Source organism: Parablautia sp. Marseille-Q6255 (assembly GCF_951230155.1).
GTDB lineage: Bacteria > Bacillota > Clostridia > Lachnospirales > Lachnospiraceae > Choladousia.
This window is the reverse complement of record NZ_CATNVD010000003.1, coordinates 133837-158664: the sequence shown is the minus strand read 5'-3', so window position 1 is coordinate 158664 and position 24828 is coordinate 133837. Positions and strand designations below refer to the sequence as shown.

The 24828-nt window shown below is 46.4% G+C and carries 21 protein-coding genes and 1 pseudogene; 21 read left to right on the top strand and 1 reads right to left on the bottom strand.

Going from position 1 to position 24828, the window contains the following annotated elements; translation table 11 throughout:
* The first annotated feature begins 283 nt into the window (after positions 1-283).
* From QOX44_RS04235 to feoB, 17 genes are all read left to right on the top strand, one after another.
* Complete coding sequence (locus QOX44_RS04235) at positions 284-1381, top strand: ABC transporter substrate-binding protein (RefSeq protein ID WP_442955378.1); 1098 nt, start codon at positions 284-286, stop codon at positions 1379-1381.
* 158 nt (positions 1382-1539) lie between these two features.
* The gene (locus QOX44_RS04230) at positions 1540-2424 is read left to right on the top strand and encodes a branched-chain amino acid ABC transporter permease (protein ID WP_283681494.1); all 885 of its coding nucleotides are present in this window, start codon (positions 1540-1542) and stop codon (positions 2422-2424) included.
* Between the two features lie 9 nt (positions 2425-2433).
* Positions 2434-3489: a branched-chain amino acid ABC transporter permease gene (locus tag QOX44_RS04225; protein ID WP_283681612.1), complete on the top strand. Its 1056-nt coding sequence runs from the start codon at positions 2434-2436 to the stop codon at positions 3487-3489.
* Between the two features lies 1 nt (position 3490).
* Entirely contained in the window at positions 3491-4252 is a 762-nt protein-coding gene (locus tag QOX44_RS04220; RefSeq protein ID WP_283681493.1) for an ABC transporter ATP-binding protein, read from the top strand.
* 13 nt (positions 4253-4265) lie between these two features.
* Positions 4266-4976 (top strand): ABC transporter ATP-binding protein, encoded by a 711-nt coding sequence (locus QOX44_RS04215; RefSeq protein ID WP_283681491.1) that lies wholly within the window; start codon positions 4266-4268, stop codon positions 4974-4976.
* A gap of 68 nt (positions 4977-5044) precedes the next feature.
* Complete coding sequence (locus QOX44_RS04210; protein ID WP_283681479.1) at positions 5045-5695, top strand: cytidylate kinase-like family protein; 651 nt, start codon at positions 5045-5047, stop codon at positions 5693-5695.
* 241 nt (positions 5696-5936) lie between these two features.
* On the top strand, positions 5937-7490 hold the full coding sequence (locus tag QOX44_RS04205) for a response regulator transcription factor (RefSeq protein ID WP_283681476.1): 1554 nt from the start codon (positions 5937-5939) through the stop codon (positions 7488-7490).
* Positions 7491-7497: 7 nt separating this feature from the next.
* On the top strand, positions 7498-9261 hold the full coding sequence (locus QOX44_RS04200) for a sensor histidine kinase (RefSeq protein WP_283681472.1): 1764 nt from the start codon (positions 7498-7500) through the stop codon (positions 9259-9261).
* A gap of 194 nt (positions 9262-9455) precedes the next feature.
* Positions 9456-10964 (top strand): sugar ABC transporter ATP-binding protein, encoded by a 1509-nt coding sequence (locus QOX44_RS04195; RefSeq protein ID WP_283681468.1) that lies wholly within the window; start codon positions 9456-9458, stop codon positions 10962-10964.
* Positions 10965-10979: 15 nt separating this feature from the next.
* Positions 10980-11936 carry an ABC transporter permease gene (locus tag QOX44_RS04190; RefSeq protein ID WP_283681461.1) on the top strand — a complete coding sequence of 319 codons (957 nt, stop codon included), beginning with the start codon at positions 10980-10982 and terminating at the stop codon, positions 11934-11936.
* A gap of 63 nt (positions 11937-11999) precedes the next feature.
* Complete coding sequence (locus QOX44_RS04185) at positions 12000-13142, top strand: sugar ABC transporter substrate-binding protein (protein ID WP_283681458.1); 1143 nt, start codon at positions 12000-12002, stop codon at positions 13140-13142.
* Positions 13143-13185: 43 nt separating this feature from the next.
* Positions 13186-14160: an ABC transporter permease gene (locus QOX44_RS04180; protein WP_283681452.1), complete on the top strand. Its 975-nt coding sequence runs from the start codon at positions 13186-13188 to the stop codon at positions 14158-14160.
* Positions 14157-15206: a nucleoside hydrolase gene (locus QOX44_RS04175; RefSeq protein WP_283681448.1), complete on the top strand. Its 1050-nt coding sequence runs from the start codon at positions 14157-14159 to the stop codon at positions 15204-15206. Before QOX44_RS04180 ends, QOX44_RS04175 begins: the two co-directional genes overlap by 4 nt.
* A gap of 169 nt (positions 15207-15375) precedes the next feature.
* The gene (locus tag QOX44_RS04170; protein WP_283681444.1) at positions 15376-15855 is read left to right on the top strand and encodes a hypothetical protein; all 480 of its coding nucleotides are present in this window, start codon (positions 15376-15378) and stop codon (positions 15853-15855) included.
* A gap of 183 nt (positions 15856-16038) precedes the next feature.
* A complete protein-coding gene (locus QOX44_RS04165) occupies positions 16039-16257 on the top strand; it encodes a cation transporter (RefSeq protein WP_283681440.1) in 219 nt (72 codons plus the stop codon).
* Between the two features lie 89 nt (positions 16258-16346).
* Positions 16347-18233, top strand: a complete 1887-nt coding sequence (locus tag QOX44_RS04160; protein ID WP_283681435.1) for a heavy metal translocating P-type ATPase — start codon at positions 16347-16349, stop codon at positions 18231-18233.
* A 152-nt stretch (positions 18234-18385) separates the two neighbouring features.
* Positions 18386-20740 (top strand): ferrous iron transport protein B, encoded by a 2355-nt coding sequence (gene feoB / locus QOX44_RS04155; protein WP_283681433.1) that lies wholly within the window; start codon positions 18386-18388, stop codon positions 20738-20740.
* Positions 20741-20753: 13 nt separating this feature from the next.
* Here feoB and QOX44_RS04150 read toward each other — a convergent pair whose 3' ends face one another.
* On the bottom strand, positions 20754-21317 hold the full coding sequence (locus tag QOX44_RS04150; protein ID WP_283681431.1) for a manganese efflux pump MntP: 564 nt from the start codon (positions 21315-21317) through the stop codon (positions 20754-20756).
* A gap of 239 nt (positions 21318-21556) precedes the next feature.
* On the opposite strand from QOX44_RS04150, the pseudogene QOX44_RS04145 reads away from it, so the two are divergent.
* The 4 genes and pseudogenes from QOX44_RS04145 (at position 21557) to QOX44_RS04130 (ending at position 24824) form a co-directional block, all read left to right on the top strand.
* Positions 21557-21869: pseudogene (locus QOX44_RS04145) on the top strand (TnpV protein).
* Between the two features lie 312 nt (positions 21870-22181).
* On the top strand, positions 22182-22502 hold the full coding sequence (locus tag QOX44_RS04140; protein ID WP_283681430.1) for a PBECR4 domain-containing protein: 321 nt from the start codon (positions 22182-22184) through the stop codon (positions 22500-22502).
* 36 nt (positions 22503-22538) lie between these two features.
* Entirely contained in the window at positions 22539-24281 is a 1743-nt protein-coding gene (locus QOX44_RS04135) for a S8 family peptidase (protein WP_283681428.1), read from the top strand.
* 195 nt (positions 24282-24476) lie between these two features.
* A complete protein-coding gene (locus QOX44_RS04130; protein WP_040015519.1) occupies positions 24477-24824 on the top strand; it encodes a TnpV protein in 348 nt (115 codons plus the stop codon).
* The last annotated feature ends 4 nt before the right edge of the window (positions 24825-24828 follow it).

The window sequence follows — 24828 nt, the reverse complement described above, 5'->3', positions numbered from 1 at the left end:
CCGGCGGCTCCAAGTGCCGCCGGAGGACCTTTGCAGCAGCCTTTTTTGTCCGGGAGCGAAGCTGTGCAGAGCATACGTCTGAGTTTTTTTGCGGGGATCACAGAGAATCCGCGGTATGCGGACAAATGTACACAGAAAATGATCAAAATGTCTTGACAAATCGAAATGAAGTGAGTATGATTTTTTGTAACAAATGCCGGGTTCTTACTATACAGGCATTGAAAAAGGAGGAAATGTTATGAAAAAATTAATCAGGTTTGCAAGTATCGCATGCGCATCAGCAATGCTGTTTTCCACAACTGCATTTGCAGAAGGGGAAACCTTCAAGATCGGGAGCATCGGACCGATGACAGGAGCGGCAGCTACTTATGGAAATGCCGTAATGAACGCGATCCAGCTTGCCGTCGATGAGGTCAATGAGGCAGGCGGAGTGAACGGCGCGATGCTTGAGTTTAACCCGCAGGATGATGAGAATGATGCAGAGAAATCCGTAAATGCATACAATACGCTCAAGGACTGGGGGATGCAGATGCTCCTCGGTACGGTTACTTCTGCGCCGTGTATTGCAGTTAGTGCAGAGGCAGCGAATGACAACATGTTCCTGCTGACACCGTCCGGCTCTGCGGTTGAGTGTATCGCAGCAGGCGACAATGCGTTCCGCGTATGCTTCTCTGATCCGGATCAGGGTACGGCATCTGCAAAATATATCGGTGAGAATAAGCTGGCAGAGAAGGTAGCAGTGATCTATGACAGCTCGGATGTATATTCAGCAGGTATTTATGCAACCTTTCAGGCAGAGGCTGCCAATCAGCCGTTTGAGATCGTAGCAGCTGAGGCATTTACGGCAGACAGCAAGACAGATTTTTCTGTACAGCTTCAGAAAGCAAAGGACGCCGGGGCAGATCTTGTATATATGCCGATCTATTATAATGAAGCATCTCTGATCCTTACCCAGGCAGACGCTATGGGATTTGCACCGAAGTGGTTTGGTGTGGATGGTATGGATGGTATCCTGACAGTAGAGGGCTTTGATACTGCGCTTGCAGAAGGGCTGATGCTGCTCACACCGTTCTCAGCAGATGCACAGGATGATCTGACGAAGAACTTTGTTACAAAGTATGAGGAGCTGTACGGCGAGGAGCCGATCCAGTTTGCAGCAGACGCATATGATGGAGTATACATCATTAAGGCAGCGCTGGAAAAGGCAGGCGCAACCCCGGATATGGATGCGAGTGCACTGTGTGATGCGCTGAAGGCAGCTATGACTGAGATCACAGTAGACGGACTGACAGGTGCAGGCATGACATGGGATGAGACACGTGAGCCGTCCAAGGAGCCGAAGGCAGTTGTGATCCAGGATGGAGTTTATGTAGGAATGTAAGAGATCCCAGGGGAGAGCCCGGAACGGGCTGATCGGGAAATGCAGAGCATTTCCTCTGCCAGTTACAAAAATAACAGGACGGGGGTGTTGCAAAATATGTGATCCGCAAGAAGGACGCATTTTGCGACAGCCCCTGTTTCGAATCTAAGAGGTGTTTTATGAGCTTTTTATCGTATTTAATTAATGGACTCAGCCTCGGCAGCGTATATGCGATCATCGCACTTGGCTACACAATGGTATACGGTATTGCGAAAATGCTGAATTTCGCTCACGGTGACGTCATTATGGTGGGAGGGTATGCGGCCCTGACGATGATGCTTGCTACCGGAACAAATCCGCTGATCGCTGTTGTGGTGGCGATCGTAGTATGTACCGTACTGGGGGTTGTGATCGAGCGGATCGCCTATCGTCCGCTGCGCGAGGCGGCTTCTCCGCTTGCCGTTTTGATCACGGCGATCGGCGTCAGCTACTTTTTACAAAATATCGTGCTGCTGATCTTCGGATCAAGCCCGAAAAATTTCCAGTCTGTCGTACTGCTGCCGGATCTCAAGCTGGCAGGCGGCGCACTGATCATTACAGGAGAGGCGATCGTCACGATCATAAGCTGTATTGTTATCATGATCGTACTGACTGCCTTTATCAATAAGACAAAGGCAGGGCAGGCGATGCTCGCTGTATCAGAGGATAAGGGAGCCGCGCGTCTGATGGGGATCAATGTAGACCGGACGATCGCGCTGACCTTTGCGATCGGCTCTGGCCTGGCAGCGTTAGCGGGCGTGCTTCTGTGCTCGGCATATCCGTCCCTGTCTCCCTACACCGGCTCCATGCCTGGCATCAAAGCGTTTGTGGCGGCGGTCTTCGGCGGGATCGGCTCGATCCCCGGCGCGATGGTCGGAGGCATTTTGCTTGGTATCATTGAGATCCTGGGTAAAGCATACATATCTTCCCAGCTTGCAGATGCGATCGTGTTTGCAGTTCTGATCGTGGTGCTTCTCGTGAAGCCGACCGGTCTGTTTGGCAAAAAGATTCAGGAGAAAGTGTAGGTGGGAAAGATGAAATCATGGAACAAAAATTTTAAGAGCAACTGCATAACGTACGGCATCGTGATCGCAGCGTTTCTGGCAGTTTCTGCACTGGAGAGTACAGGGAATCTTTCCAGCCTGCTAAAGGGGCTTCTTGTGCCGCTGTGCGTTTATGTGATCCTTGCCGTCTCCTTAAATCTTGTGGTGGGTATTTCAGGAGAACTAAGCCTCGGGCATGCAGGCTTTATGTGTGTCGGCGCATTTGCAAGCGCCTTTTTTTCCAAGGCAGCGCTTGGCGCGATCCCAAATGACGGTCTGCGCTTCTTTCTGGCGATCCTGATCGGGGCAGCCTTTGCGGCAGTCTTCGGTGTGCTGATCGGTATTCCGGTGCTTCGTCTTCGGGGCGATTATCTGGCGATCGTGACGCTGGCTTTTGGCGAGATCATAAAGAATGTGATCAATACATTTTATATCGGAATGGACAGCAAGGGCTTCCATTTTTCGATGAAGGATCAGTTTTCCATGGGGATGGAGCCGACCGGGACGATGCTCCTGTCGGGCCCGCAGGGCATTACGGGCATACCGAAAAATTCTACCTTTTTCATCGGTATCCTTCTGGTGCTCGTGACCCTGTTTATCGTGCTGAACCTGATCGATTCCCGCGATGGGCGTGCGATCAAGGCGATCCGTGACAACCGGATCGCGGCAGAGTCGGTAGGCATTAATATCACAAAATATAAGCTGATGGCGTTCACGGTTTCTGCCGCGCTTGCAGGTGTGGCCGGCGCGTTGTATTCTCACAACCTCGCCACCTTGCAGGCGTCAAAGTTCAACTTTAACACATCTATCCTTGCGCTTGTGTTTGTTGTGCTTGGCGGGATCGGAAATATCCGCGGCTCTGTCATTGCAGCCGTTGTGCTGACTGCACTTCCGGAGCTGCTGCGCTCACTGTCTGACTACCGTATGCTGATCTATTCGATCGTACTGATCGCCATGATGCTGTTCAACTGGGCGCCCAGGGCGCTGGAGTGGCGGGAACGCTATCTCGGCCGCTTCTTCAAAAAATCTGTGAAGGAGGGCAAATAAGATGGCAAAAATGCTGGATGTGACAAATCTGGGGATCTCCTTTGGCGGCCTGCGCGCTGTGAACGGATGTGACCTGAAGATTGAAAAAGGGGAGCTCTACGGTCTGATCGGACCCAATGGAGCAGGAAAGACGACATTATTTAACCTTCTGACCGGTGTTTACCGCCCGGATCAGGGGCAGATCCTTTTGGACGGCAGGGATATTACAGGGAAATCAACGATAGAGATCAATAAGGCAGGCGTGGCAAGAACCTTCCAGAATATCCGTCTGTTTAAGCAGCTTTCTGTGCTGGATAACGTAAAGGCAGGTCTGCATAATCACCATAAGTATTCCATGCTTGCCGGAATCTTCCGTACGCCGGCTTTTCGCAGGACGGAGCGGGAGATGGACGAACAGGCAATGGAGCTTTTAAAGGTATTTGATCTCGACCGGGAGGCAGAGCACCTGGCGGCAAACCTTCCATACGGCAAACAGCGCAAGCTGGAAATCGCGAGAGCGCTCGCTACGCAGCCAAAGCTTCTGCTGCTGGATGAGCCTGCGGCCGGCATGAATCCGAATGAGACAAAGGAGCTGATGGAGACGATCCACTTTGTCCGCGATCATTTTGATATGACGATCCTGCTGATCGAGCATGATATGAAGCTCGTGTCCGGTATCTGTGAGGAGCTGACAGTGCTGAATTTCGGAGAAGTGCTCTGCCAGGGAAAGACAGCGGATGTGCTTTCTGATCCGCAGGTCATCAAAGCATATCTGGGAGAATAGGAGGAAATAAAATATGGCAATGCTGGAAGTAAGGGATCTGGAAGTATATTACGGTATGATCCAGGCCATAAAGGGGGTTTCCTTCGAGGTCAATGAGGGAGAGGTCATCTCTTTGATCGGGGCGAACGGAGCAGGAAAGACAACGATCCTGCATACGATCACAGGCTTGCTCGCCCCGAAAAAAGGAAGTATTTTATTTGAAGGAAAGGATATTACAAAGGTTCCGGCACACCGGATCGTGGGACTGGGGATGGCGCATGTGCCGGAGGGACGGCGTGTATTTGCGCAGATGTCGGTATACCAGAATCTGAAGCTGGGCGCGTATACGAGAACCGATAAGGATGAGATAGAGGATACCCTTTCCAGGGTGTATAAACGGTTTCCGCGTCTGGAGGAGCGCAGGAATCAGATGGCCGGGACGCTCTCCGGCGGCGAGCAGCAGATGCTTGCGATGGGGCGGGCGCTGATGTCGCATCCGCGCATTATCCTGATGGATGAGCCGTCGATGGGACTTTCGCCGATCCTTGTGAATGAGATTTTTGAGATTATCAGGAGCGTAAGCGCCGGAGGTACGACAGTGCTTCTGGTAGAGCAGAACGCGAAAAAAGCACTTTCTATCGCAGACCGCGCATACGTCCTGGAAACAGGAAGGATCGTGACCTCAGGAGATGCAAAAGAACTGCTAAACGATGACTCCATCAAAAAGGCTTATCTGGGAGAGTGATCGAAGAGCAATCGCCGTGTAAAGACGGCAGAAAATGGATTTAGCAAATCAGGAAACGAGGGAACATTATGGACAATATTGTGATTACGATCGCGAGACATTTTGGCAGCGGAGGAAAGACAATCGGTCATATGCTGGCAGATGATCTTGGCATTAAATGCTACGGAAGAGAGATCATCAAGATGGCGTCCGAGGACAGCGGGATCAATGAGGCGCTTTTTAATAAGGCGGATGAGAAGCTAAAGCGCACGCCGCTGTTTCTGAGTCTGTTAAAAGGGGAATATAAAGGAAAGCTGATCACCCCTGACAGCGGGGAATTTGTCAGCGATCAGAACCTTTTTAATTATCAGGCAAAGATCATCCGGGAGCTGGCGGCACGGGAATCCTGTATTATCATCGGGCGCGCGGCGGACTACGTGCTCCGGGATAATCCAAACCGTGTGAGTGTGTTTGTGCATGCTTCGCGGGAATACTGTATCGAGCAGGCGGTTGCCCGCCATGCATGTATTGGCGACCCGGAAAAATTCATTGAAAAGACGGATAAATACCGCAGTGATTTTTATAAGTACTATACGGGTCAGGAGTGGACAGATGCGAGAAACTACGATCTGTGCCTCAACAGCGAGCGTCTCGGTTTTGACGGGACGATGGAGGCGATCAAAGAGTACATCAAGGTGCGCTTTGGAAGACTGCCGGGACCGGAGGACGCCGCAGAATAATACCAGATCCCGCTTCGCAGGCGGGAGCGTGGCGGAATGATAAAAATTGCAGGAAGCGCTGCATAGAAAAGGGAATGAAAGAAATATGCGTGGAATACTGTCATGGACAGTGTTTCACGCATGTTTTGATTTTTAATGATTTTGCTGGAAATTGTCACACATATCTTGCTACTGTGTGATATTTAAGGTAAAATATGCAAAAGCAGAGAGACGGGCGTGACGTACAGGATGGGGTGGACAAGTGGAAAAGAAAATATCAGTAATGATTGTAGATGATGAAAGATTCGTGATTGAAGAATTGTCTACATTGATTAATTGGGAAGCATGTGGCTATACAATAGTTGCAACGGCGTTTAATGGAAAACAGGCACTTCGCAAGTACACAGAATTACATCCTCAGGTGATTCTGACGGATATACGTATGCCATTTATGGATGGTATTGAGATGATACGTGAAATACGCAAACAGGATCGGGAAGTAAACATTGTTTTGCTCACAGCCTATGAGGACTTTAGTTATGCAAAAGCTGCTATTAGTCTGGGAATTACAGAGTATGTGATGAAAAGTGAGATTACGGGACAAAGTCTTACAGAACTATTAGCGAATATACGATTAGGGCTTCTGCGAGAAGGAGAAAAGGAGCGGATTGTGACTGATTATCTGTTGGAGCAATTTTTCTGTCAGGATCAGGAATCCGAGAACGCAGATTTGGATGAATTTTTAAGACAGATGCACAATGTTATACTTATTGGACAGGATCTTCCTCTTAGCATCAGCGGAGAACCACTTCCGGAAGAAATCTATGTTTCAAAAGAACGGGTAGCACAAACGTTAAGAACATGTGATTACCATGGATGGCGGCTGGACGCGATCACGAGCTTGCCAGGAGGACAGATTGTACTGGCAGTTAATAGCGATACACAAGTGTATGCAGACCATACAGAGGAGCTGGAAAAGCTGGCACAGAGCGTATTGAAAACCCTGGGGGAAGATAATGAGAGCAGTTTTAGCGCATTTTATCTGAACCATCGTATCAGTCTGTATGACCTGAAGCGTTATTGCAGTGAAAACAGGGACAGATTAGATATTCGATATTTTGAGGGGAGCGGAAAAGTATATAAGTTGGAATACCCCGTGTTGACCAAGATGGAAACAATACGGGAGCTTCATGGCAGTCAGAAGGCAGGAGATGCATTCCTGATTAGTGGCAGGGAGAATTTAAAAAGGTGGTTTGATGCAGTTTATAAGGAGGTCGCTCGTACATACAGCAAAGAAATGTTAATCAATCTTTCGAGAGACTTTTATTTTGAACTGCGTGTTGCGTATCAAAAGATTCCCTGTTTTATGGAGACAGGTGAGCTTGGAATCTGGGATAACTGGAGTTACTGGACAGATGCTCAAAAGATAGGCCAGTGGTTTGCAGATAAGTTTGATTTTGTTACAAAGCGTTTTATATGCAGCAGTGATGATCAGTATTCGAAATGCATTGTAGATGTTATACAGTATATTTACGAGAATTACGGCAATCCGGATCTTTCAGTAAATGATATTGCAGAGTATGTACATTTATCTGCGGGTTACCTGAGTGGAGCGTTCAAAAAGGAAGTTGGCTGTACAATAAAAAGCTATATTACAGATGTGCGTATCCAGGCGGCAAAAAAGATGTTTGCTCACGGTGCCGCAAAGGTTCATGAGGTTGGGGAGGCAGTGGGATATCATTCCAGCCAATATTTTAGTCAGGCTTTTTATAAAAAAACAGGAATACTTCCGGGAGAATACATGAAGAAGGTGTGAGATAAGTATGAAAAATGCATCTTTTAGGTATCAGATTTTGAACAGGATCGTACGGAGCGGAATTGCAGCATTTTTACTTTCCGTCATATTATCTGTAATAGTTTTTTATCCAGTTTTACGTCAGGAATCAATTCAAAATAATAAAATGACGAATGAACTGATCCTTCAAAAGCTGGAAGAGACGCTTGGATTTGTAGAGAGCTATGCGCAGTATTTATCCAGTGCGATCGGGCAGAGCGATGATATTGCCGGATATTTTTTGCATCCGAACCAGCAGGAAAAGGCGATTGCAGAAATGGCACTGAATAATTTTAACAGCTACAGTACTATGGTGCGTGGTGTGGCGCTGCTTTCGGATGCGGCAGATCCTTTAGACTCTATTAATAACTTATCGGAGTCTGATTATCAGCTTTTGGAGTCTGACTTTATAATGGAAATGAGGAAAAAGGAAACCTTTTCCAGTGGATTTTCACAGGTATATGAGGTTAAAATAAACAGGAATAAGTATGCAACAACTGCTTATGCACGTAATTTTTTTATGGCAAATCGTTGGTATACATTAGTGCTCTTTGTAAATCTGAATAACATGGAAAAAGAAATTGGGGTAATGGCGAAGGGTAAATTGGATGTTTATTATCTTCAGGATAGTACAGGACATATGTTTTTTTCACAGGGTAGTAAAGAGGAACTAAACAGAGCAAGGGACTTAAATGGAGATATGAATGGAAATTACTGTGCGAACAGAAACAGAGCACTTGTGTTTGGCAGCCAGTCGGTTACCACAAATTACAGAGTAGTCTCTATGGTTCCTCTTTCGCAGCTTTTGCTGGAATTGTGGCCTTATCTGATAGGTATTTTTGCAGCGATGCTCTTGTGTATGCTTCTGATTTTATGGATGACATCACGGAGTGTATCAGATGCAGTCCGGCCGATTAAAAATCTTTCAGAGCATATGTTAAAAGCTGCTGCGGGAGATTTGGACAGTAAGGTAAAGACAACGCGAACAGATGAAATTGGACAGTTGGAGAGTTCTTATAATAAAATGATTGATGATTTAAGCGAGAGCATGCATGTAATCAGGGAAAAAGAGGAACTAGAACAGCAGCAAAGATTCAGCTTACTTGTCAGTCAGATTGATCCGCACTTTATATATAATACGATTAATAGTATTAATTATCTGGCACGCCGGAAACGGTGCGAGGATATTATTACTGTAAATACTGCGTTGCTGGCAATTTTAAGAGACAGACTTCGAGTGAATGATATACAGATTACTGATACAGTTGCTCATGAGATTGATACAGTAGGACAGTATATTGAAATAGAGAGGTTTATGTATGGTGGTGCACTAGAGGTAAAGTGGGACGTTTCAGATAATTTATTAGAAGAACAAATACCGAAAAATATGATACAGCCAATTGTAGAGAATGCATTGTTTCATGGATTGATTGATGAGGAGAGCGGGGAATTAAATGGGATGGTGCGTATCAGCCTATGTCGGACGCAGGATGGATGTCTGCAGCTGTGTGTAGAAGATAACGGAGAAGGGATGGATCATGATCGTCTGGAGCAGGTGCGCAAGGAAAAGTATGATCCTTCGGATCGCGGACATAGGATAGGATTATCAAATATCCGCGGACGCTTGTATTATTTGTATGGAAGCGAAGATATGCTTAAAATTGAGAGTGAACAAGGAAAGGGAACAAAGGTTACTGTCATTTTTAGAAGGAAACCTTTTACGCGAAAGCGGACTTTTGAGAAAAAACTTTGACTTTTAGAACAAACCGGGCATATAAGGGCGCAGACAGCCGTGTGTCCGGTTTTTGTGTGGGCAAATTTGTTGTTATAGGCCGGGTTTCTTACAAAAATGAGAAAATTGAACAGAATATGACTTTTTTCATCTTTTTGACTTAAAAGTTGTTTTCTATAATAAGTAATAGATAGATCAAGATACGGGAGGTAAAAATGGACAAAGATCATAAATGCCTGTTTCGAGCAGACGGAATTTCTAAAACTTTTGGAACAGTACATGCACTGGAGAAATTTAGTATTACAGTTGCTCCCGGTGAGATCCGAGGGCTGGTAGGAGAAAATGGATCTGGGAAATCAACTTTTTCTTCTATTATAGCAGGATTGCAAAAAGCGGATGCAGATAGTGGAAAAATGTATCTAAATGAGGAGGAATACAATCCTTCTGGAACAGTAGATGCAGTCAATAAGGGCATCAGCATGGTAGTTCAGGAACAGGGAACGGTATCCGGCATATCTGTGGCAGCAAATATTTTTTTTGGGAGAGAAAAGCAGTTTGCAAGAATGGGTGTTTTAAATGTTCGGAAAATGAACGAAAAAGCATCCGAAGCTTTGCACAGCATTGACGTAGACTGGATCCGACCGGAGCAGCTGATTGATGAATTGACATTTGAAGACAGGAAACTGGTAGAGCTGGCGCGAGCACTCTATACGGAGCCTAAAATATGGATTATTGATGAGACGACCACAGCACTTACCGTCAATGGGCGGGAGTTGTTATATCGACTGATGAATAGAGTAAAAGAAAAAGGAAATTCTATTCTTTTTATTTCACATGATATTGATGAAATTATGGAAAAGTGTGACACACTTACAGTATTAAGAGATGGACTGCTTACGGCTAATTTAAAAAAAGCAGAATTCGAGGCAGATAAGATCCGGTCATTAATGATAGGCCGTGAGGTGAAAGGTCATTACTACAGAGAAGACACTGCAGTACAGATCAGTCATCAGATTGTGCTTGAAGCAAAGGATGTATATACAGGTAAACTTTCAGGGGTATCTGTACAACTCCACGCGGGAGAGATTTTAGGAGTAGGAGGTTTGAGCGATTGTGGCATGCATGAATTGGGGCGTGTTATGTTTGGGCTTGAGCCGCCGAATGCCGGGTGTGTATTAAAAAATGGGAACGAGAGAGTGAAGAATCCAAAGTGGGCTGTGGAGAATAGCATTGGGTATGTATCAAAAAACAGAGATACAGAATCAATGATGCCGATTTGTTCTATTAAAGATAACATTTGTCTGCCTTCCTTAAAGGATCTGACAAGATATGGAGCAGTTTCAGGTACAGGGCAAAAAGAACTGTCGGAGAAATGGTCAAAAACAATGGAAGTAAAGGCAGATTCTGTTAACGTATTTTGTAATACACTCAGCGGAGGGAATAAGCAAAAAGTAGTGTTGGCAAAATGGCTTGGAAAGGGGTCAGATATCCTGATTCTTGACTGTCCGACCCGAGGGATTGATGTGGGAACGAAAGCGGCGATTTATCAGTTGATTGAATCTTTGAAAAAACAGGGCAAATCAATTCTCCTGATTTCAGAAGAGCTTCAGGAATTGATTGGTATGTCAGACCGTATTATCCTTTTGAAGGATGGAACTATCACAGGTGAATTTTACAGGGAAGATGGTTTATCGGAGGAAAAATTGATACAGAAGATGATTTAGGGAGGTGCAGCAGATATGGAGAATGTGCAGATAGTGAATCAAAAAAAGACACTTCTGAAAAAAGAAGTATTAATAAACAATTTTTCATTTGTCGGGCTTGCTTTGATACTGATTCTGTTTGAGATACTGACAGGAGGTCAGCTTCTGGGAAAACGGAATGTAATGAATATTTTTAATAATTTTTTTAATATTGCACTTTGCGCATTGATGTATTCATTTATCATGGCATTAGGGGAGCTTGATTTATCTGTAGGTGCGACGGTAGGATTTGCTGCTGCAGTTGCTGCACTTTCTTCCCAGATCAGCATTTGGCTGATACTTCCTGCAGCAATTTTTGCAGGGGCTTTGATCGGATGTTTGAACGGAGTCATGACAGCTTATTGGAATGTCGAATCCTTTATCGGCACACTTGCAGTATCTTTTATCTTTAGAGGGTTAACAACATATTTTTTAAATGGATCCGTAGGAATTCCGATTCAAATGCGAGTGTTTGATGAAGATTGGGTAAAAATTACAGCACTTGTACTGGTAGCAGTACTTGCAGGCTTTCTTTACAATAGAAATGCTTTTGGAAGGCGCTGCAGGGCAGTAGGTGCTTCACATGCAGCGGCACAACAATCGGGGATAGATATTAAAAAAACAAGAATGTATGCATTTACCCTTGTTGGAATTGTTTGTGGGCTTGTGGGATTTTTCACTTTAGTGAGGGCTTGCACAGCCTCCTCAAGAACAGGAAACGCATTTGAATTTGATGTATTATTAGCAGTTTTATTTGGCGGTATGCCGCTTTCCGGAGGATGGCCAGTTAAATTTCGAGCCGCTCTGGTTGGTTCTCTGGCGATGGCAGTTTTAAAAAGTGGTATGTCATTGGTTGGGATTGACGGTTTAGTACAGCAGGTAGTGCAGGGAATCATTTTGATTCTTGTGGTAGCTATTTCGTTTGACAGGAAAAACGCCGGAGTCATTAAATAAAACAAGAGAAAAAAGTAAACAGAAAAATAAGGGAGTTACATCCCAAAAAAGGAGGATAAATTTATGAATTTAAGAAAATTTACAGCAGGAGTTCTTTCTTTTTCACTCGCAGCATCCTTATTTGCTGCAGTTCCAGTATCTGCAAAGAGTGAAGCGCCAGAGCCATTTAAGATAGGATTTCCGTGGGATACGGCGAATACTGATCCGACTTGGATTTCTATTTATAATAATGTGGAGGCTGTTGTAGAGGCTGCTGGTGGGGAACTGATCAATGTCACTACAGATAATAGTGCAGATGAGTTAATTAATAATGTAAGTGAATTGATCAGTCGTGGTGTAGATGGTATCTTATTGATGCCGGCTGCTGATTCCATGCTGCCTACAGTAGATGCTATGTGCGCAGATGCAGGAGTCTACTGGGGAACGATGTTCCGTACGATCAGTGATGAGGCGATACGTGAAGCAATGTATGAGAGCGAGTGGTTTGCCGGTGGATGTAATGAAGATGATGAAGCATGTGCGGCAAATATTGTAAAATCTATGAGTGAGATGGGTGTAACAGATCTTGGAGTAATCAATATTGCAAAAGGGGATACATCATCCGATCTTCGTGATAAAGGAGCAGCTCAGGGCGCAGAAGAAGCAGGCGTTAATATTTTAAATACAACGTATGATATTTCAGTTACAACTGATATGACTAAGACGATTGAATCATATATTGCGGCATACCCGGAAATGAACGGTATTCTGGTACTTGGAACTTACTGTGAGGCTGCAATCCCAACAATTGAAAAAGCATTGGCAGATCATGATAAGGCAGGAGAAATAAAGGTCGGTCGGATTGATTTTGAATCAGAGCTGGGCACATATCTTAGCGAAGATACTTTCCATGTAGCTTATGGCGGACAGCAGCAGATAGATCCTCTTGTATCGGCAGTTATTTTAGTAAATCAGGTTATTGGTACTCCGCTTTCAGAAGATGGACCAACTAATATCATTACACCATATCTGGAAATGACGGATGCACAGGAAGCAGAAGACTTTAATCAGTATTTTCTTGGAGAAGAGGCTGTTTATAATCCTGAGGAGATTAAAGATACAATGATTCGGTATTATAATGAAGATGTAAATAAGGAATCCGTGGAGGAACTGATTTCTACTTTCTCAATCGCAGATGTAGCAGCAAGGCATGGTGAGACAAAATAGTATTTTAAAAATCGTATGACTTAAACAGGGGGGATTATCAAAAATGAAAAAAATTTTAATCCGCACGCTGGAGACACTGGCATTACCAGTGGTCGTTTACCTCATCTTTCTTGCTATCATTCCGGAGCGATTTGGTAATTGGAACTGTTTTTACACTATTTTTCTTCAGTCAATTATACCAACTATAACAGCATATGCGATCGCGTTCGGAAATATCTGTGGTCTGTTTGATTTTTCAATAGGGTCAGAACAGATTATCAGCGGAGTAGTTGGGGGCTTGATGGCCGCAAAGTATGGAGTGGCAGGTATGGTTTTGGGGGCGTTTATAAGTGCTCTTTTTATCACACTTCTGACAGGAATTCTTAATTCAGTTTTTCGGATTCCGTCTCTGGTATTGACAATGGGACTTGCAATGATATATGAAATTGTTGGGTCAAAACTGGCGGGGCATTATGGATTTGTGCAGATTGATACAGAACATGCTATTTTTGGTTCTTCTCCTGAGATAGTAATTATTTTTATTGCTATGCTGGCATTGTTTTACTTTCTGTTTAACCATACTGTCTTTGGATATAACTTGAGAGCAGTAGGAAGTAATGAAACAGTGGCAAAGGCGTCTGGAGTGGATGTGCGTGCAGTAAAGATAAAAGCCTTTTTTTACGGAGGGATTTTCCTGGCAGTATCAGCTATCCTGACGCTTTGTCAGTCAGGATCAGTGGGAGCACAACAGAGTCTGGGTTCTGTGACAGTTATATTTAAACCACTGATTAGCGTGCTTCTGGCTCTGGTGCTGCAAAAGATATGTAATTTAAGCTTTGGAATATTTATTGCACAATTTACATTGAATATTATTTTTATAGGATTAATTGCAGCTGGACTTCCAGATACCTTTCAGAATGTTGTGCTAGGCATATTTTTACTGATTGTGATGATTCTGTTTCGGAATACAGAACGGATAGAGATTCTCAAAAGCCGGTTTGTGAAAAGAACATGTATATTAGGAGGTGGAGAGACATGAAATTTCCCGTATTGACACCAGAAGAGAGAAAAAAAAGGCTGTCCCTGCCAAAGGGAAAACTCACATGTGTGATTGATTCTGATACATATAATGAGGTAGACGACCAGTTTGCAATCTCCTACGCACTGCTCTCACCAGAACGTCTTGACGTGAAGGCAGTATATGCGGCACCGTTTTCATCAGAGTTTTTTGCCAGATTATTAAATCAAGATAGCGTAGATATTCCGATGACCGGAAATCTGAAAGAAGGCTTAGAATTAAGCTATCAGGAAATTATCCGCTTGATGGGACTTCTGGACATGGATCCGGCAGGAAAGGTTTTTCGGGGTTCGCAGGAGTATATGAGTAAGCCGGATTGTCCTGTAGACAGTGAAGCTGCAAGAGATTTAGTAAAGCGCGCGCATGAGGCTGAAGATTTGCTTTATGTGATTGCCATAGGAGAAATCACAAATGTGGCGTCGGCTATTTTGATGGATCCGCAAATCATAAAGAAAATTGTTGTTGTGTGGCTTGCGGGACAGCCTCTTTATTGGCCGCATACAATAGAGTTTAATCTGGGGCAGGATCTGCACGCATCGCGCACAATTTTAGATTCGGGTGTTCCACTTGTAATTGTACCATGTATGTCAGTCGCATCATATCTGGCAGTAACTGGACCGGAACTGGAAGCTAATATTAAAGGATCTTCCAGATTAGGCACCTATCTTTGTGACACGGTAACCAGTCAGATGAGCCAGGAAATGGCCCAAAATTGGCTGATGCTGTTTCATCAGACATACTGTAAAGGTCTGGATGATTACGGAGATGAGGGAATGCCGACCACTACATCAATGTTATCACCTTCACGAATCATATGGGATATCAGTACAGTGGCATGGCTTTTGAATCCGACTTGGTGCCCTTCTTCTTTGGTACCTACACCGAGACTTACGGATGAGCACACATATATAGAGGATATCTCCAGACACGATATGCGTATCGTACGTTTTATTTACCGCGATGCAGTTCTTGGCGATATGTTTGAAAAAATCAGAAAAGCGCCTTGATTTTTCTTTGACACTATGGAAGTTTACAACAGCCTTTTTAGCTTGATAGATTTGTTTTCTGAAATGCCTTTATTATGAAACAGTATTGACTATTTATATATAATAAGTTACTATATAAACATAGTATATGTTTCCTGAAAAGGTTCCGGGGAGAGAGCAGGACTGTGTGATGGAAAAAAGGGCAGAAAAAGGACAGGAGAGCAAATGGCGGACGGGCAAATGCCAGGAGGAACCGGCTGTTTTACAGGATCTGGAGGAAGATGAAAGCGAGGATAAATGGCAGATGCCGTCCAGCAGCTTTCTGATCGCACAGTCCGACTGTGCCAGGCAGCAGCAGATGGAGTTTCTCTACAGAGAGCTGGAGCCGGTTTTCTTTGGGGAAAGACGGGCGGCTACACAGCAGGAGCTGGAGCAGCTTTTTTGGAGATGCTACAGTATTGATGTGAAGAACGACTTTTATGAGGGAGATGAGCATTACGAGGAGTATCTGGAGGCGCAGCAGGCGATCGCAGAGGGGATGAGCATTTACGGAGGAAGTATTGCCTTTGCGGACAGTGCGCTTGCACAGCTGGCAGAAAGGCTCTGGAGAGACTGGGAAAAGCAGGATCGCAGAGGTTTTCGGCGGATCAATACGGCTCTGGAGGAGTAAAGAGAGGCTTCATTTTTTACAGAGGTGTATTCCATGGCTTTTGTGGCCAGATGGGATACGCCTTTTTTTCTGCAAAAGCTATTGACTTTTTTTTCGTTGCGGAGTATTATATGGATGTAAAGATTAAACAAATGCTTAATATTTAAAATGTAAATGAAAATAATAAGTAAGGAGGATTTCACTATGAAAAAGACGTATAAGATTGAGGTAGACTGTGCAAACTGTGCGAACCTGATGGAGGATGCTGCGAAAAAGACAGCCGGTGTGGCGGCAGCGACGGTGAATTTTATGACTCAGAAGATGATCGTTGAGTTTGAAGAAGGCAGAGAGCCAAAGACGGTCATGAAGGATGTCCTGAAGGCATGCAGAAAGGTGGAGCCGGACTGCGAGATCGAGTTTTAAGAAGGGCAGATACCGACAGGAAAGAATAAGCATATATCTGATTGATAGTCAGACAGATTGTCTTCAAAACAACAGGAAGGGGATGTGTTGTGAACAGAAAACAGAAGAAAATGCTAATGAGGATTATTGTTGCAGCGGTAATGGTTCTGGGACTGAATCTGATACAGGTGGAGGGAGCTTTGCGGCTGGTACTTTATCTGGCAGCGTATCTGGTGATCGGATATGATATCTTAAAAAAGGCGGGCAGGGGGATCGTCAACAGAAGAATATTTGATGAAAATTTCCTGATGGCGATCGCAACGGTCGGAGCATTTGCTCTGGCGGTTTATTCCCGGAGCGGCGATTATAATGAAGCGATCGCGGTTATGCTTTTTTACCAGATCGGTGAGCTGTTTCAGAGCTATGCGGTGGGTAAAAGCCGAAAAAATATCAGCGCTCTGATGGATATTCGTCCGGATTATGCGAATGTGGAGCAAAATGGAAAGCTGGAGCAGGTCGATCCGGACGAGGTGGAGATCGGAAATATTATTGTAGTCCAGCCTGGTGAGAAGGTGCCGATCGATGGTGTTGTAGTGGAGGGAAGCTCCAGCCTCAACACGAGCGCACTGACCGGGGAGAGTCTGCCGCGCGATGTGGCGCAGGGAGAAGAGGTGATCAGCGGCTGTATCAACATGACAGGCGTGCTGAAGATCAGGACAACGCGAGCATTTGGCGAGTCCACGGTATCAAAAATACTGGAGCTTGTGGAAAATTCCAGCTCCAGAAAGTCAAGATCCGAAAACTTTATTTCCAGGTTTGCAAAGGTGTACACTCCGGCTGTTTGCTACGGGGCGCTGGCACTGGCAGTTCTGCCTCCCGTTGTGCAGCTTTTGCTGCCGGGACAGCAGGCACAGTGGGGCGTGTGGATTTACCGTGCGCTGACGTTCCTTGTTATCAGCTGTCCATGTGCGCTTGTGATCAGTATTCCACTGAGCTTTTTTGCCGGGATCGGCGGAGCGAGCAAAGAAGGCGTGCTGATCAAAGGCTCTAATTACATGGAGACGTTATCGAAGGCAGGATGTGTGGTTTTTGATAAGACGGGCACATTGACGCGCGGCGTCTTTGAGGTAACGGCAATTCACCACAACGAAATGGATGAAGCGCAGCTTTTGGAGTATGCTGCTCTGGCAGAGTGCGCGTCGTCGCATCCGATCAGTAAGAGCCTGCAGAAAGCATATGGAAAAGAGATAGACAGAAGCCGCGTCAGTGACATCAGAGAGATCAGCGGGCACGGGATTACGGCAAAGGTAGACGGCCGTGTTGTCGCTGCCGGAAATGACAGACTGATGGAGCAGCTTGGGATCAGCTACCGTGACTGTCACAGTGTGGGTACGATCATCCACATGGCAGTTGACGGCAAATATGAAGGGCATATTGTGATTTCTGATGTGATCAAGGAGCATGCGGCGCAGGCTGTTTCCGAGCTGAAAAAAGCAGGAGTAAAGAAGACGGTCATGCTGACCGGAGATACGCAGCGCGTGGCAGAGCAGGTAGCATCACAGCTTGGGATAGACGAGGTGTACAGCGGGCTGCTTCCAGCTGATAAGGTGGACCGGGTAGAAGAGCTGCTTGCGAAGAAGGCGCAGAAAGAAAAGCTGGTATTTGTCGGTGATGGGATCAATGACGCTCCGGTGCTGACCCGTGCAGACATTGGCATTGCAATGGGCGCGCTGGGATCTGATGCAGCGATCGAGGCGGCTGATGTGGTACTGATGGATGATGATCCGTTGAAGATTGCGAAGGCGATCAAGATTTCAAGAAAATGTCTGGGCATTGTATATCAGAATATTGTTTTTGCGCTTGTGATCAAGTTTGCATGTCTGGGTCTTGGAGCAGTCGGGATTGCAAATATGTGGTTTGCAATTTTCGCGGATGTCGGAGTCATGGTACTGGCAGTTCTGAATGCGATCCGGGCGCTTCGGGTGCATCACCTGTGATGCATCAGGATCTGAGGATGAAAATAGAAAAAGACAGGAGATAAAGAAGCTGCTTTTGCATATATATAGGAACAGTGCTTCCATATATTATGCAGCAGCTTCTTGACTTTTCGACATGAGTTAGGTATAACTAATACAAAGGAGGAGTCAAGATGAAACTGAGTGAATTACCAATCGGAGAAACGGCAACGATACGGACCGTCGGCGGTTCCGGCGCTCTGCGTCAGCATTTTCTGGATATGGGGCTGATACAGGGGACGGAGGTGACCGTTGTAAAATATGCGCCGATGGGCGATCCGGTCGAGCTGCGCATTCATGGATATGAGCTGACCATACGTCTGGCAGATGCGCAGAATATAGAGATCAGTAAGCCGCACAGACCAAAGATGGCAAAGAGCGGTCTGCAAACGGCGGCAAGGAGCAGTCAGGTAAAAGCGGAGAAGCATCATCCGGGATACGGCGAGGGAGGGAAGTTCCATAACAGAAAGGAAGAAAATCCGCTGCCGGAGAGTGAGACACTGACCTTTGCCCTTGTGGGGAATCAGAACTGTGGAAAGACTACGCTGTTCAATCAGCTTACAGGATCCAAGCAGCATGTGGGAAATTTCCCCGGTGTAACAGTTGACCGCAAGGATGGCGTGATCCGCGGATATGAAAATACACTGATCACGGATCTGCCGGGTATCTACTCCATGTCTCCGTACAGCAGCGAGGAGATCGTGACGAGAGAATTTGTGATCCGGGAAAAGCCAAAGGGGATCATTAATATTGTAGATGCGACAAATATTGAGCGCAATCTCTATCTGACCATGCAGCTTCTCGAGCTGGGACTCCCTATGGTAGTGGCTCTTAATATGATGGATGAGCTGCGGGAAAATGACGGCTCAGTGCTTGTCAATGAGATGGAGGAAGCGCTGGGGGTACCGGTCATCCCGATTTCAGCGGCAAAAGGAGAGGGGATCGAGGAGCTGGTGCGCCATGCGATCCATGTGGCAAAATATCAGGAGTGTCCGCTGGAGACAGATTTTTGCAAGCGCGAAGAAGGGATACACAGAGGGATCCATGCAGTGATGCACCTGATCGAAGATCATGCGCAGAAGGAGGGAATCCCGATCCGCTTTGCGGCAAGCAAGGTCATGGAGGGAGACGCCAGGATCCTGGAGCAGCTCAGGCTCACTGCGAATGAACAGAAGATTCTGGATGAGATCGCTGTACAGACCGAGGAAGAGACCGGCATGGACCGGGCGGCTGCGGTCGCGCAGATGCGTTTTGATTATATCGAGGCAGTCTGTCAGGATACTGTGATCAAACCAAGAGAGAGCCGGGAGCGTGTGCGCAGCCGGAAAATAGATCAGTTCCTGACAGGAAAATACACAGGCATTCCGGCATTTATCGGGATTATGGGGCTTGTATTTTTCCTCACCTTTAACGTAGTCGGAGCATTTTTGCAGGGGCTGCTGGGGTCCGGGATTTCGGCGCTGACGCAGCTTGTGGATCAGGCCATGCAGGCGGCGCATGTCAGTAACACGATCCATTCTCTGGTGATCGATGGCATTTTTAATGGCGTCGGCGGCGTACTGAGCTTTTTGCCTGTCATTGTGACGCTGTTTTTCTTTTTATCTATTCTGGAGGACAGCGGATATATGGCAAGAGTGGCGTTTATCATGGATAAGCTGCTGCGAAAGCTGGGACTTTCCGGGAGAAGTATCGTGCCGATGCTGATCGGGTTTGGCTGTACAGTTCCGGGTGTGATGGCGAGCCGGACACTCCCGTCTGAGCGGGATCGAAAGATGACGATCCTGCTGACACCGTTTATGAGCTGTACTGCAAAGCTTCCTATTTATGCGTTTTTTACAGAAGCGTTTTTCCCGGAGCATGCAGCGCTTGTGATGATCGGTCTGTATGTATTTGGTATTGTCATGGGGATCGTGATGGCGCTGATCTTTAAAAAGACGGCATTTAAAGGGGAAGCGGTGCCGTTTGTCATGGAGCTTCCGAATTATCGTATGCCCGGAGCCGGAAATGTGCTGCACCTTTTGTGGGATAAGGCAAAAGACTTTTTACAGAGGGCGTTTACGGTGATCTTCGTAGCGACGATCGTAATCTGGTTCCTGCAGAATTTTGATACAGGATTTCATATGGTCACGGATTCCAGGGACAGTATCCTGGCTCTTGTGGCGGGCGCGCTTGCACCGGTATTTGGACCGATGGGATTTGGAGACTGGCGGATCGTGACCGCACTGATTTCCGGATTTCTTGCAAAGGAAAGCGTGTTATCTTCCCTTACCGTGCTCTTTGGGAGCACGGCAGTGCTGCAGGAAAGCCTAAGCGCAGTGAGCGCCGGTGCGCTTCTCGTATTCTGTCTGCTTTATACCCCCTGCGTGGCGGCAGTTGCTTCGGTAAAGCGCGAGCTGGGAGGAAAATGGGCAGCTGCGATGGTTGTCGGACAGTGTGTGATTGCCTGGATCGCGGCATTTGCGATCTACCAGATCGGAATGCTCCTGTAGCATAGCTGCTTTCTTATCCGAACAGATGCTCGATCAGTATTTTGGTACCGATCAGGATCAGGATAATGCCTCCGGTGACCTCAGCATACTTTCCAAGCTTTCCGCCGATGCGGTTGCCGAGAAAGACGGCAATAAAGCTGAGTATACAGGTGGTGACGCCGATCAGACAGACGGCAGGGATAATGCTTACCTGAAGGAAAGCGAAGCTGACGCCGACAGCGAGCGCGTCAATGCTTGTGGCAACAGCCAGAAGCAGGATCTCCCTGGGCGGGATAGAGTCAATGCACTCGGAACAGACCCCGTCCTCCTGACGGGATTCGCGGATCATGTTGATCCCGATAACGCCAAGCAGGATAAAGGCGATCCAGTGATCGACTGAGGTGATCAGATTTTCAAAATGCGTACCTATCCACCAGCCGATCAGAGGCATGAAGCCCTGAAAAAAACCAAAAGCAAGAGCGAGGCGGAAGGCGTGGCTTCGGATCTGCTTTTTCAGGCAGATCCCTTTCGCAAACGAGACGGCACATGCATCCATGGACAGCCCGACGGCGATAAGAAATACAGAGACAAGATTCATAATAATTTCTCCTTTGCAGATGTGGTATGTTCGGTATTACGTAAGAACAGCAAACTTTTGTGTACTGATCCTGCATCAGGAAGGAGGACAGAGATGAAAAAAGACTTATCCGCACAAAAAATGTGCGGATAAGTCTCGTTATTGAACGCAGTACCAGATGAAACAGGTCATCAATATGTTGATACGGCGACTTCTTCTGAAGCTAACTACTCCCTTATGCAACGATATTAATATACCAGATGAGAACAGGTGTGTCAAATAAATCTGCTGTTTTTGTAGTGACTTTAAATTTCGGTACTTATATCAGACATGGGGATTATCTTATCCCCGCTCTTACCTTACCGGAGGAAGAAGAACAAATAGTTATTGGTATATGGGGACAAAGACATTTGCAGTATTTGACGGAATACCGCAGAACGCTATATCTGGATGTGCTTACAAGCTATTACAGAACAGTTAAAGAGGGAAAATGCCTTAGAATGGGTAGGAAGAATGAATAATATACAAGCGTGCGCGAGGAAGATTGTGGATAAAGAGATAATTTATCAATAGTGAAATGTGGGATAAATGGTGTATAAAATGTGGGAGGGAATCATAAGATAAAATTGTAATTGCATTTTCCACATAGTTTGTGTAGAATGTAATTAGAAAAGCTGTGTATCAGCGGTGGGTTGACACCTAAAATCTGATACGTTTTCCGAACGAAGGTGTCGGAGGTTGGCAGGCAACGGAAAAACCTGATATTTTCCAGACTAAGGTGCTGGAGGTTGGCAGACAACGGAAAAATCAACCATGAGAAGGGAATGTTTAGTGCTGCGGCATGAACATTCCCTTCTCTAAATCTTATGGGATAAGGATTAGGTTATGGACAAAAGACGTGCGATACAGATTATGACAAAAGCGGCACAGTTATATAAAGAACATCTGGAGGATCAGAAGGTTTTGTTTTTATATGGTTTGCCAAAAGAGGTAAACAAGCAACTACAGGAAAGTAATAAGATTTTGTCATCTGTACAGGGATATGAAGTCGCTTTCCACAGATATAATTTTCTGCATCTGATAGGGGTTCGATTGAATAAAAAAGAGACAGCTTCGTTCCAACAGAAATCCCTCCTTTGGTTTTCATGTTTTATATTACTTAAATCTGCTGTTTTTATGGTGATTTTAAATACCGGCAGCACATAATCTGTTTTAATCATACAGGTTAGGAGCTGGCCGGATTTGAATGATCAGAAAATAGAAAATCTGTTGAATCTTGCCCTGGATGCATCGCAGGAGGAGAGAGAGAAGTCTGAGATCCTTGAAACAGGATATGATGCAAAGGAACGCAGATGGGAGGTGATCATCCGCTACAGTGGTCCTCTGGATGCGGATGAGAGAGGCTGGCAGGCAGTTTATCTGTCGGGGGGATATGCGATCCTGACAGTGCCGCAGCGTGATATTGCACTCCTGGCATCGCTGCCGCAGGTAGAATATATAGAGATGCCGAAAAGGCTGTATTTTTCTCTGGACGAGGGACGTGCGGCGTCCTGTATCTCGGCGGTGCAGACGCCGGAGATGGGTCTGTTTGGAGAGGGAATCCTCGTGGCGGTTATTGATTCAGGCGTGGACTACTTTCATCCTGACTTCAGAAATGAGGATGGAAGTACGAGGATCGTGGCACTGTGGGATCAGACAGAGCAGCCTGGCGGCGCGCAGGGAGGGCAGCCGCCGCAGGGGTTTTATCTGGGCGCGGAATATACCAGGGAGGATATAGATCAGGCATTGTCTGCAAAAAGCCGTGAGGAAAGCTATGCGATCGTACCGGAGCGTGATGCCGGAGGACATGGAACACAGGTGCTCGGGATCGCGGCCGGAAATGGAAGAGCATCTGGCGGGCGCTTCCGCGGCGTAGCCCCGCGCAGCGATATTCTTGTGGTAAAGCTGGGCGTACCAAGAGCGGGTGGCTTTCCGAGGACGACAGAGCTGATGCAGGCGCTGGAGTATGTGATGCGAAAGGCAGAAACGCTTGGTATGCCCGTTGCGGTCAATTTAAGCTTTGGCAATGTTTACGGATCACACCGGGGGACTTCTCTTCTGGAGACATATATGGATATGCTGGCACTGCGGGGGAGGAACGTGATCGTGGCAGGCACCGGAAATGAGGGAAATGCCGGCGGGCATGTATCGGGCAGGCTGCGGATGGGGCAAACGCAGGAAATCAGCTTTCTGATCGATGAATTTGAGACTTCCATGAATCAGCAGATCTGGAAAGATTATGCGGATGAATACAGGATCACGGTCATACACCCAAATGGGCAGACGGCAGGACCGTTTGGGCGGGAGGTCGGCGCATCGAGATACCGGCTTGGTCAGACAGAGCTTCTTGTCTATTTTGGTACGCCGAGTCCCTATCAGAGCAGGCAGGAGATCTTTATTGATTTTCTTCCGGCAGATACGTATCTGGACAGCGGCGTGTGGCGCGTCGTACTGGAGCCGCAGCGCATTGTCACCGGGGAATATGATCTGTGGATGCTGGATTCACGGGGCCGCAATTTCGGCACGCGCTTTTTGCAGCCGACCCCGGATACGACCGTGACGATCCCGGCAACCGCAGCGCGTGTGATCGCAGCAGGGGCTTACGATGCGCGCCGGAATGCCTACGCTTCATTTTCCGGCCGGGGATGGCCGGACGATTCCTTTTTGATACGCCCGGATCTCGTGGCACCGGGGGTTGACATCACGACAACTGCCGCACAAGGCGGATATGTCAGCGTGACGGGCACTTCGTTTGCCGCTCCGTTTGTCACAGGAGCGGCAGCTCTTCTGATGCAGTGGGGAATCGTACAGGGAAACGATCCGTATCTGTACGGGGAGAAGGTGCGGGCCTACTTGAGAAAAGGGGCAAGGCAGCTGCCGGGATTTGAAAAGTGGCCGAATAATCAGGCAGGGTATGGGGAGGACGTTATAATAAGGTTACATTGAAGAAAGTCAGTAAAATCAAGTGTTTCCGTTCATTTTCCCAACACAGAAACGAAGCACTTTTACCATGATTTTGAAGAAAATCTGCCCGGGTTGGATTCAAAATGATATGGAAAGAAAGATTTGTAGCAATGACGTAACATGAACAGTTGGTTCTGTTACAGACAACAGTTTAAACGAAAGAGAGGTCATAGGGATATGAAACTGACTTATACAAATGTAAATGGATACCTGATTCCGAACCTCACCTATAAATCCGGTGAGCAGATGGAGCAGCTTGGCAAATATGGATTCTTACGCAGAGATTATCTGAAGAACCATCGAAATTCAACCTATCAGGTGATGCTTCTGCAGGATACGATTGGAGAGCATCTTCTGGAAGTGGACAAGGCAGCCAGGGAACGGGAAGAAGTGATTCTGAAACAGTTGGAAGAAAAAGAACCACTGCCGGATAAGGAGAAAAATCAGATGGCATGGGTAAGAGCTGCCAATCAGCACAGAGCGATTGCAGAAGAGATTATCCTGAAAGAATTGATTTATGTATAAGGAT

Bases quoted from the DNA above. Each gene is read 5' to 3' on its own strand.
- QOX44_RS04235 (WP_442955378.1), top strand. From the start codon at position 284: ATGCTGTTTTCCACAACTGCATTTGCAGAAGGGGAAACCTTCAAGATC.
- QOX44_RS04230 (WP_283681494.1), top strand. From the start codon at position 1,540: ATGAGCTTTTTATCGTATTTAATTAATGGACTCAGCCTCGGCAGCGTA.
- QOX44_RS04225 (WP_283681612.1), top strand. From the start codon at position 2,434: ATGAAATCATGGAACAAAAATTTTAAGAGCAACTGCATAACGTACGGC.
- QOX44_RS04220 (WP_283681493.1), top strand. From the start codon at position 3,491: ATGGCAAAAATGCTGGATGTGACAAATCTGGGGATCTCCTTTGGCGGC.
- QOX44_RS04215 (WP_283681491.1), top strand. From the start codon at position 4,266: ATGGCAATGCTGGAAGTAAGGGATCTGGAAGTATATTACGGTATGATC.
- QOX44_RS04210 (WP_283681479.1), top strand. From the start codon at position 5,045: ATGGACAATATTGTGATTACGATCGCGAGACATTTTGGCAGCGGAGGA.
- QOX44_RS04200 (WP_283681472.1), top strand. From the start codon at position 7,498: ATGAAAAATGCATCTTTTAGGTATCAGATTTTGAACAGGATCGTACGG.
- QOX44_RS04195 (WP_283681468.1), top strand. From the start codon at position 9,456: ATGGACAAAGATCATAAATGCCTGTTTCGAGCAGACGGAATTTCTAAA.
- QOX44_RS04190 (WP_283681461.1), top strand. From the start codon at position 10,980: ATGGAGAATGTGCAGATAGTGAATCAAAAAAAGACACTTCTGAAAAAA.
- QOX44_RS04185 (WP_283681458.1), top strand. From the start codon at position 12,000: ATGAATTTAAGAAAATTTACAGCAGGAGTTCTTTCTTTTTCACTCGCA.
- QOX44_RS04180 (WP_283681452.1), top strand. From the start codon at position 13,186: ATGAAAAAAATTTTAATCCGCACGCTGGAGACACTGGCATTACCAGTG.
- QOX44_RS04175 (WP_283681448.1), top strand. From the start codon at position 14,157: ATGAAATTTCCCGTATTGACACCAGAAGAGAGAAAAAAAAGGCTGTCC.
- QOX44_RS04170 (WP_283681444.1), top strand. From the start codon at position 15,376: ATGGAAAAAAGGGCAGAAAAAGGACAGGAGAGCAAATGGCGGACGGGC.
- QOX44_RS04165 (WP_283681440.1), top strand. From the start codon at position 16,039: ATGAAAAAGACGTATAAGATTGAGGTAGACTGTGCAAACTGTGCGAAC.
- feoB (WP_283681433.1), top strand. From the start codon at position 18,386: ATGAAACTGAGTGAATTACCAATCGGAGAAACGGCAACGATACGGACC.
- QOX44_RS04150 (WP_283681431.1), bottom strand. From the start codon at position 21,317: ATGAATCTTGTCTCTGTATTTCTTATCGCCGTCGGGCTGTCCATGGAT.
- QOX44_RS04140 (WP_283681430.1), top strand. From the start codon at position 22,182: ATGGACAAAAGACGTGCGATACAGATTATGACAAAAGCGGCACAGTTA.
- QOX44_RS04130 (WP_040015519.1), top strand. From the start codon at position 24,477: ATGAAACTGACTTATACAAATGTAAATGGATACCTGATTCCGAACCTC.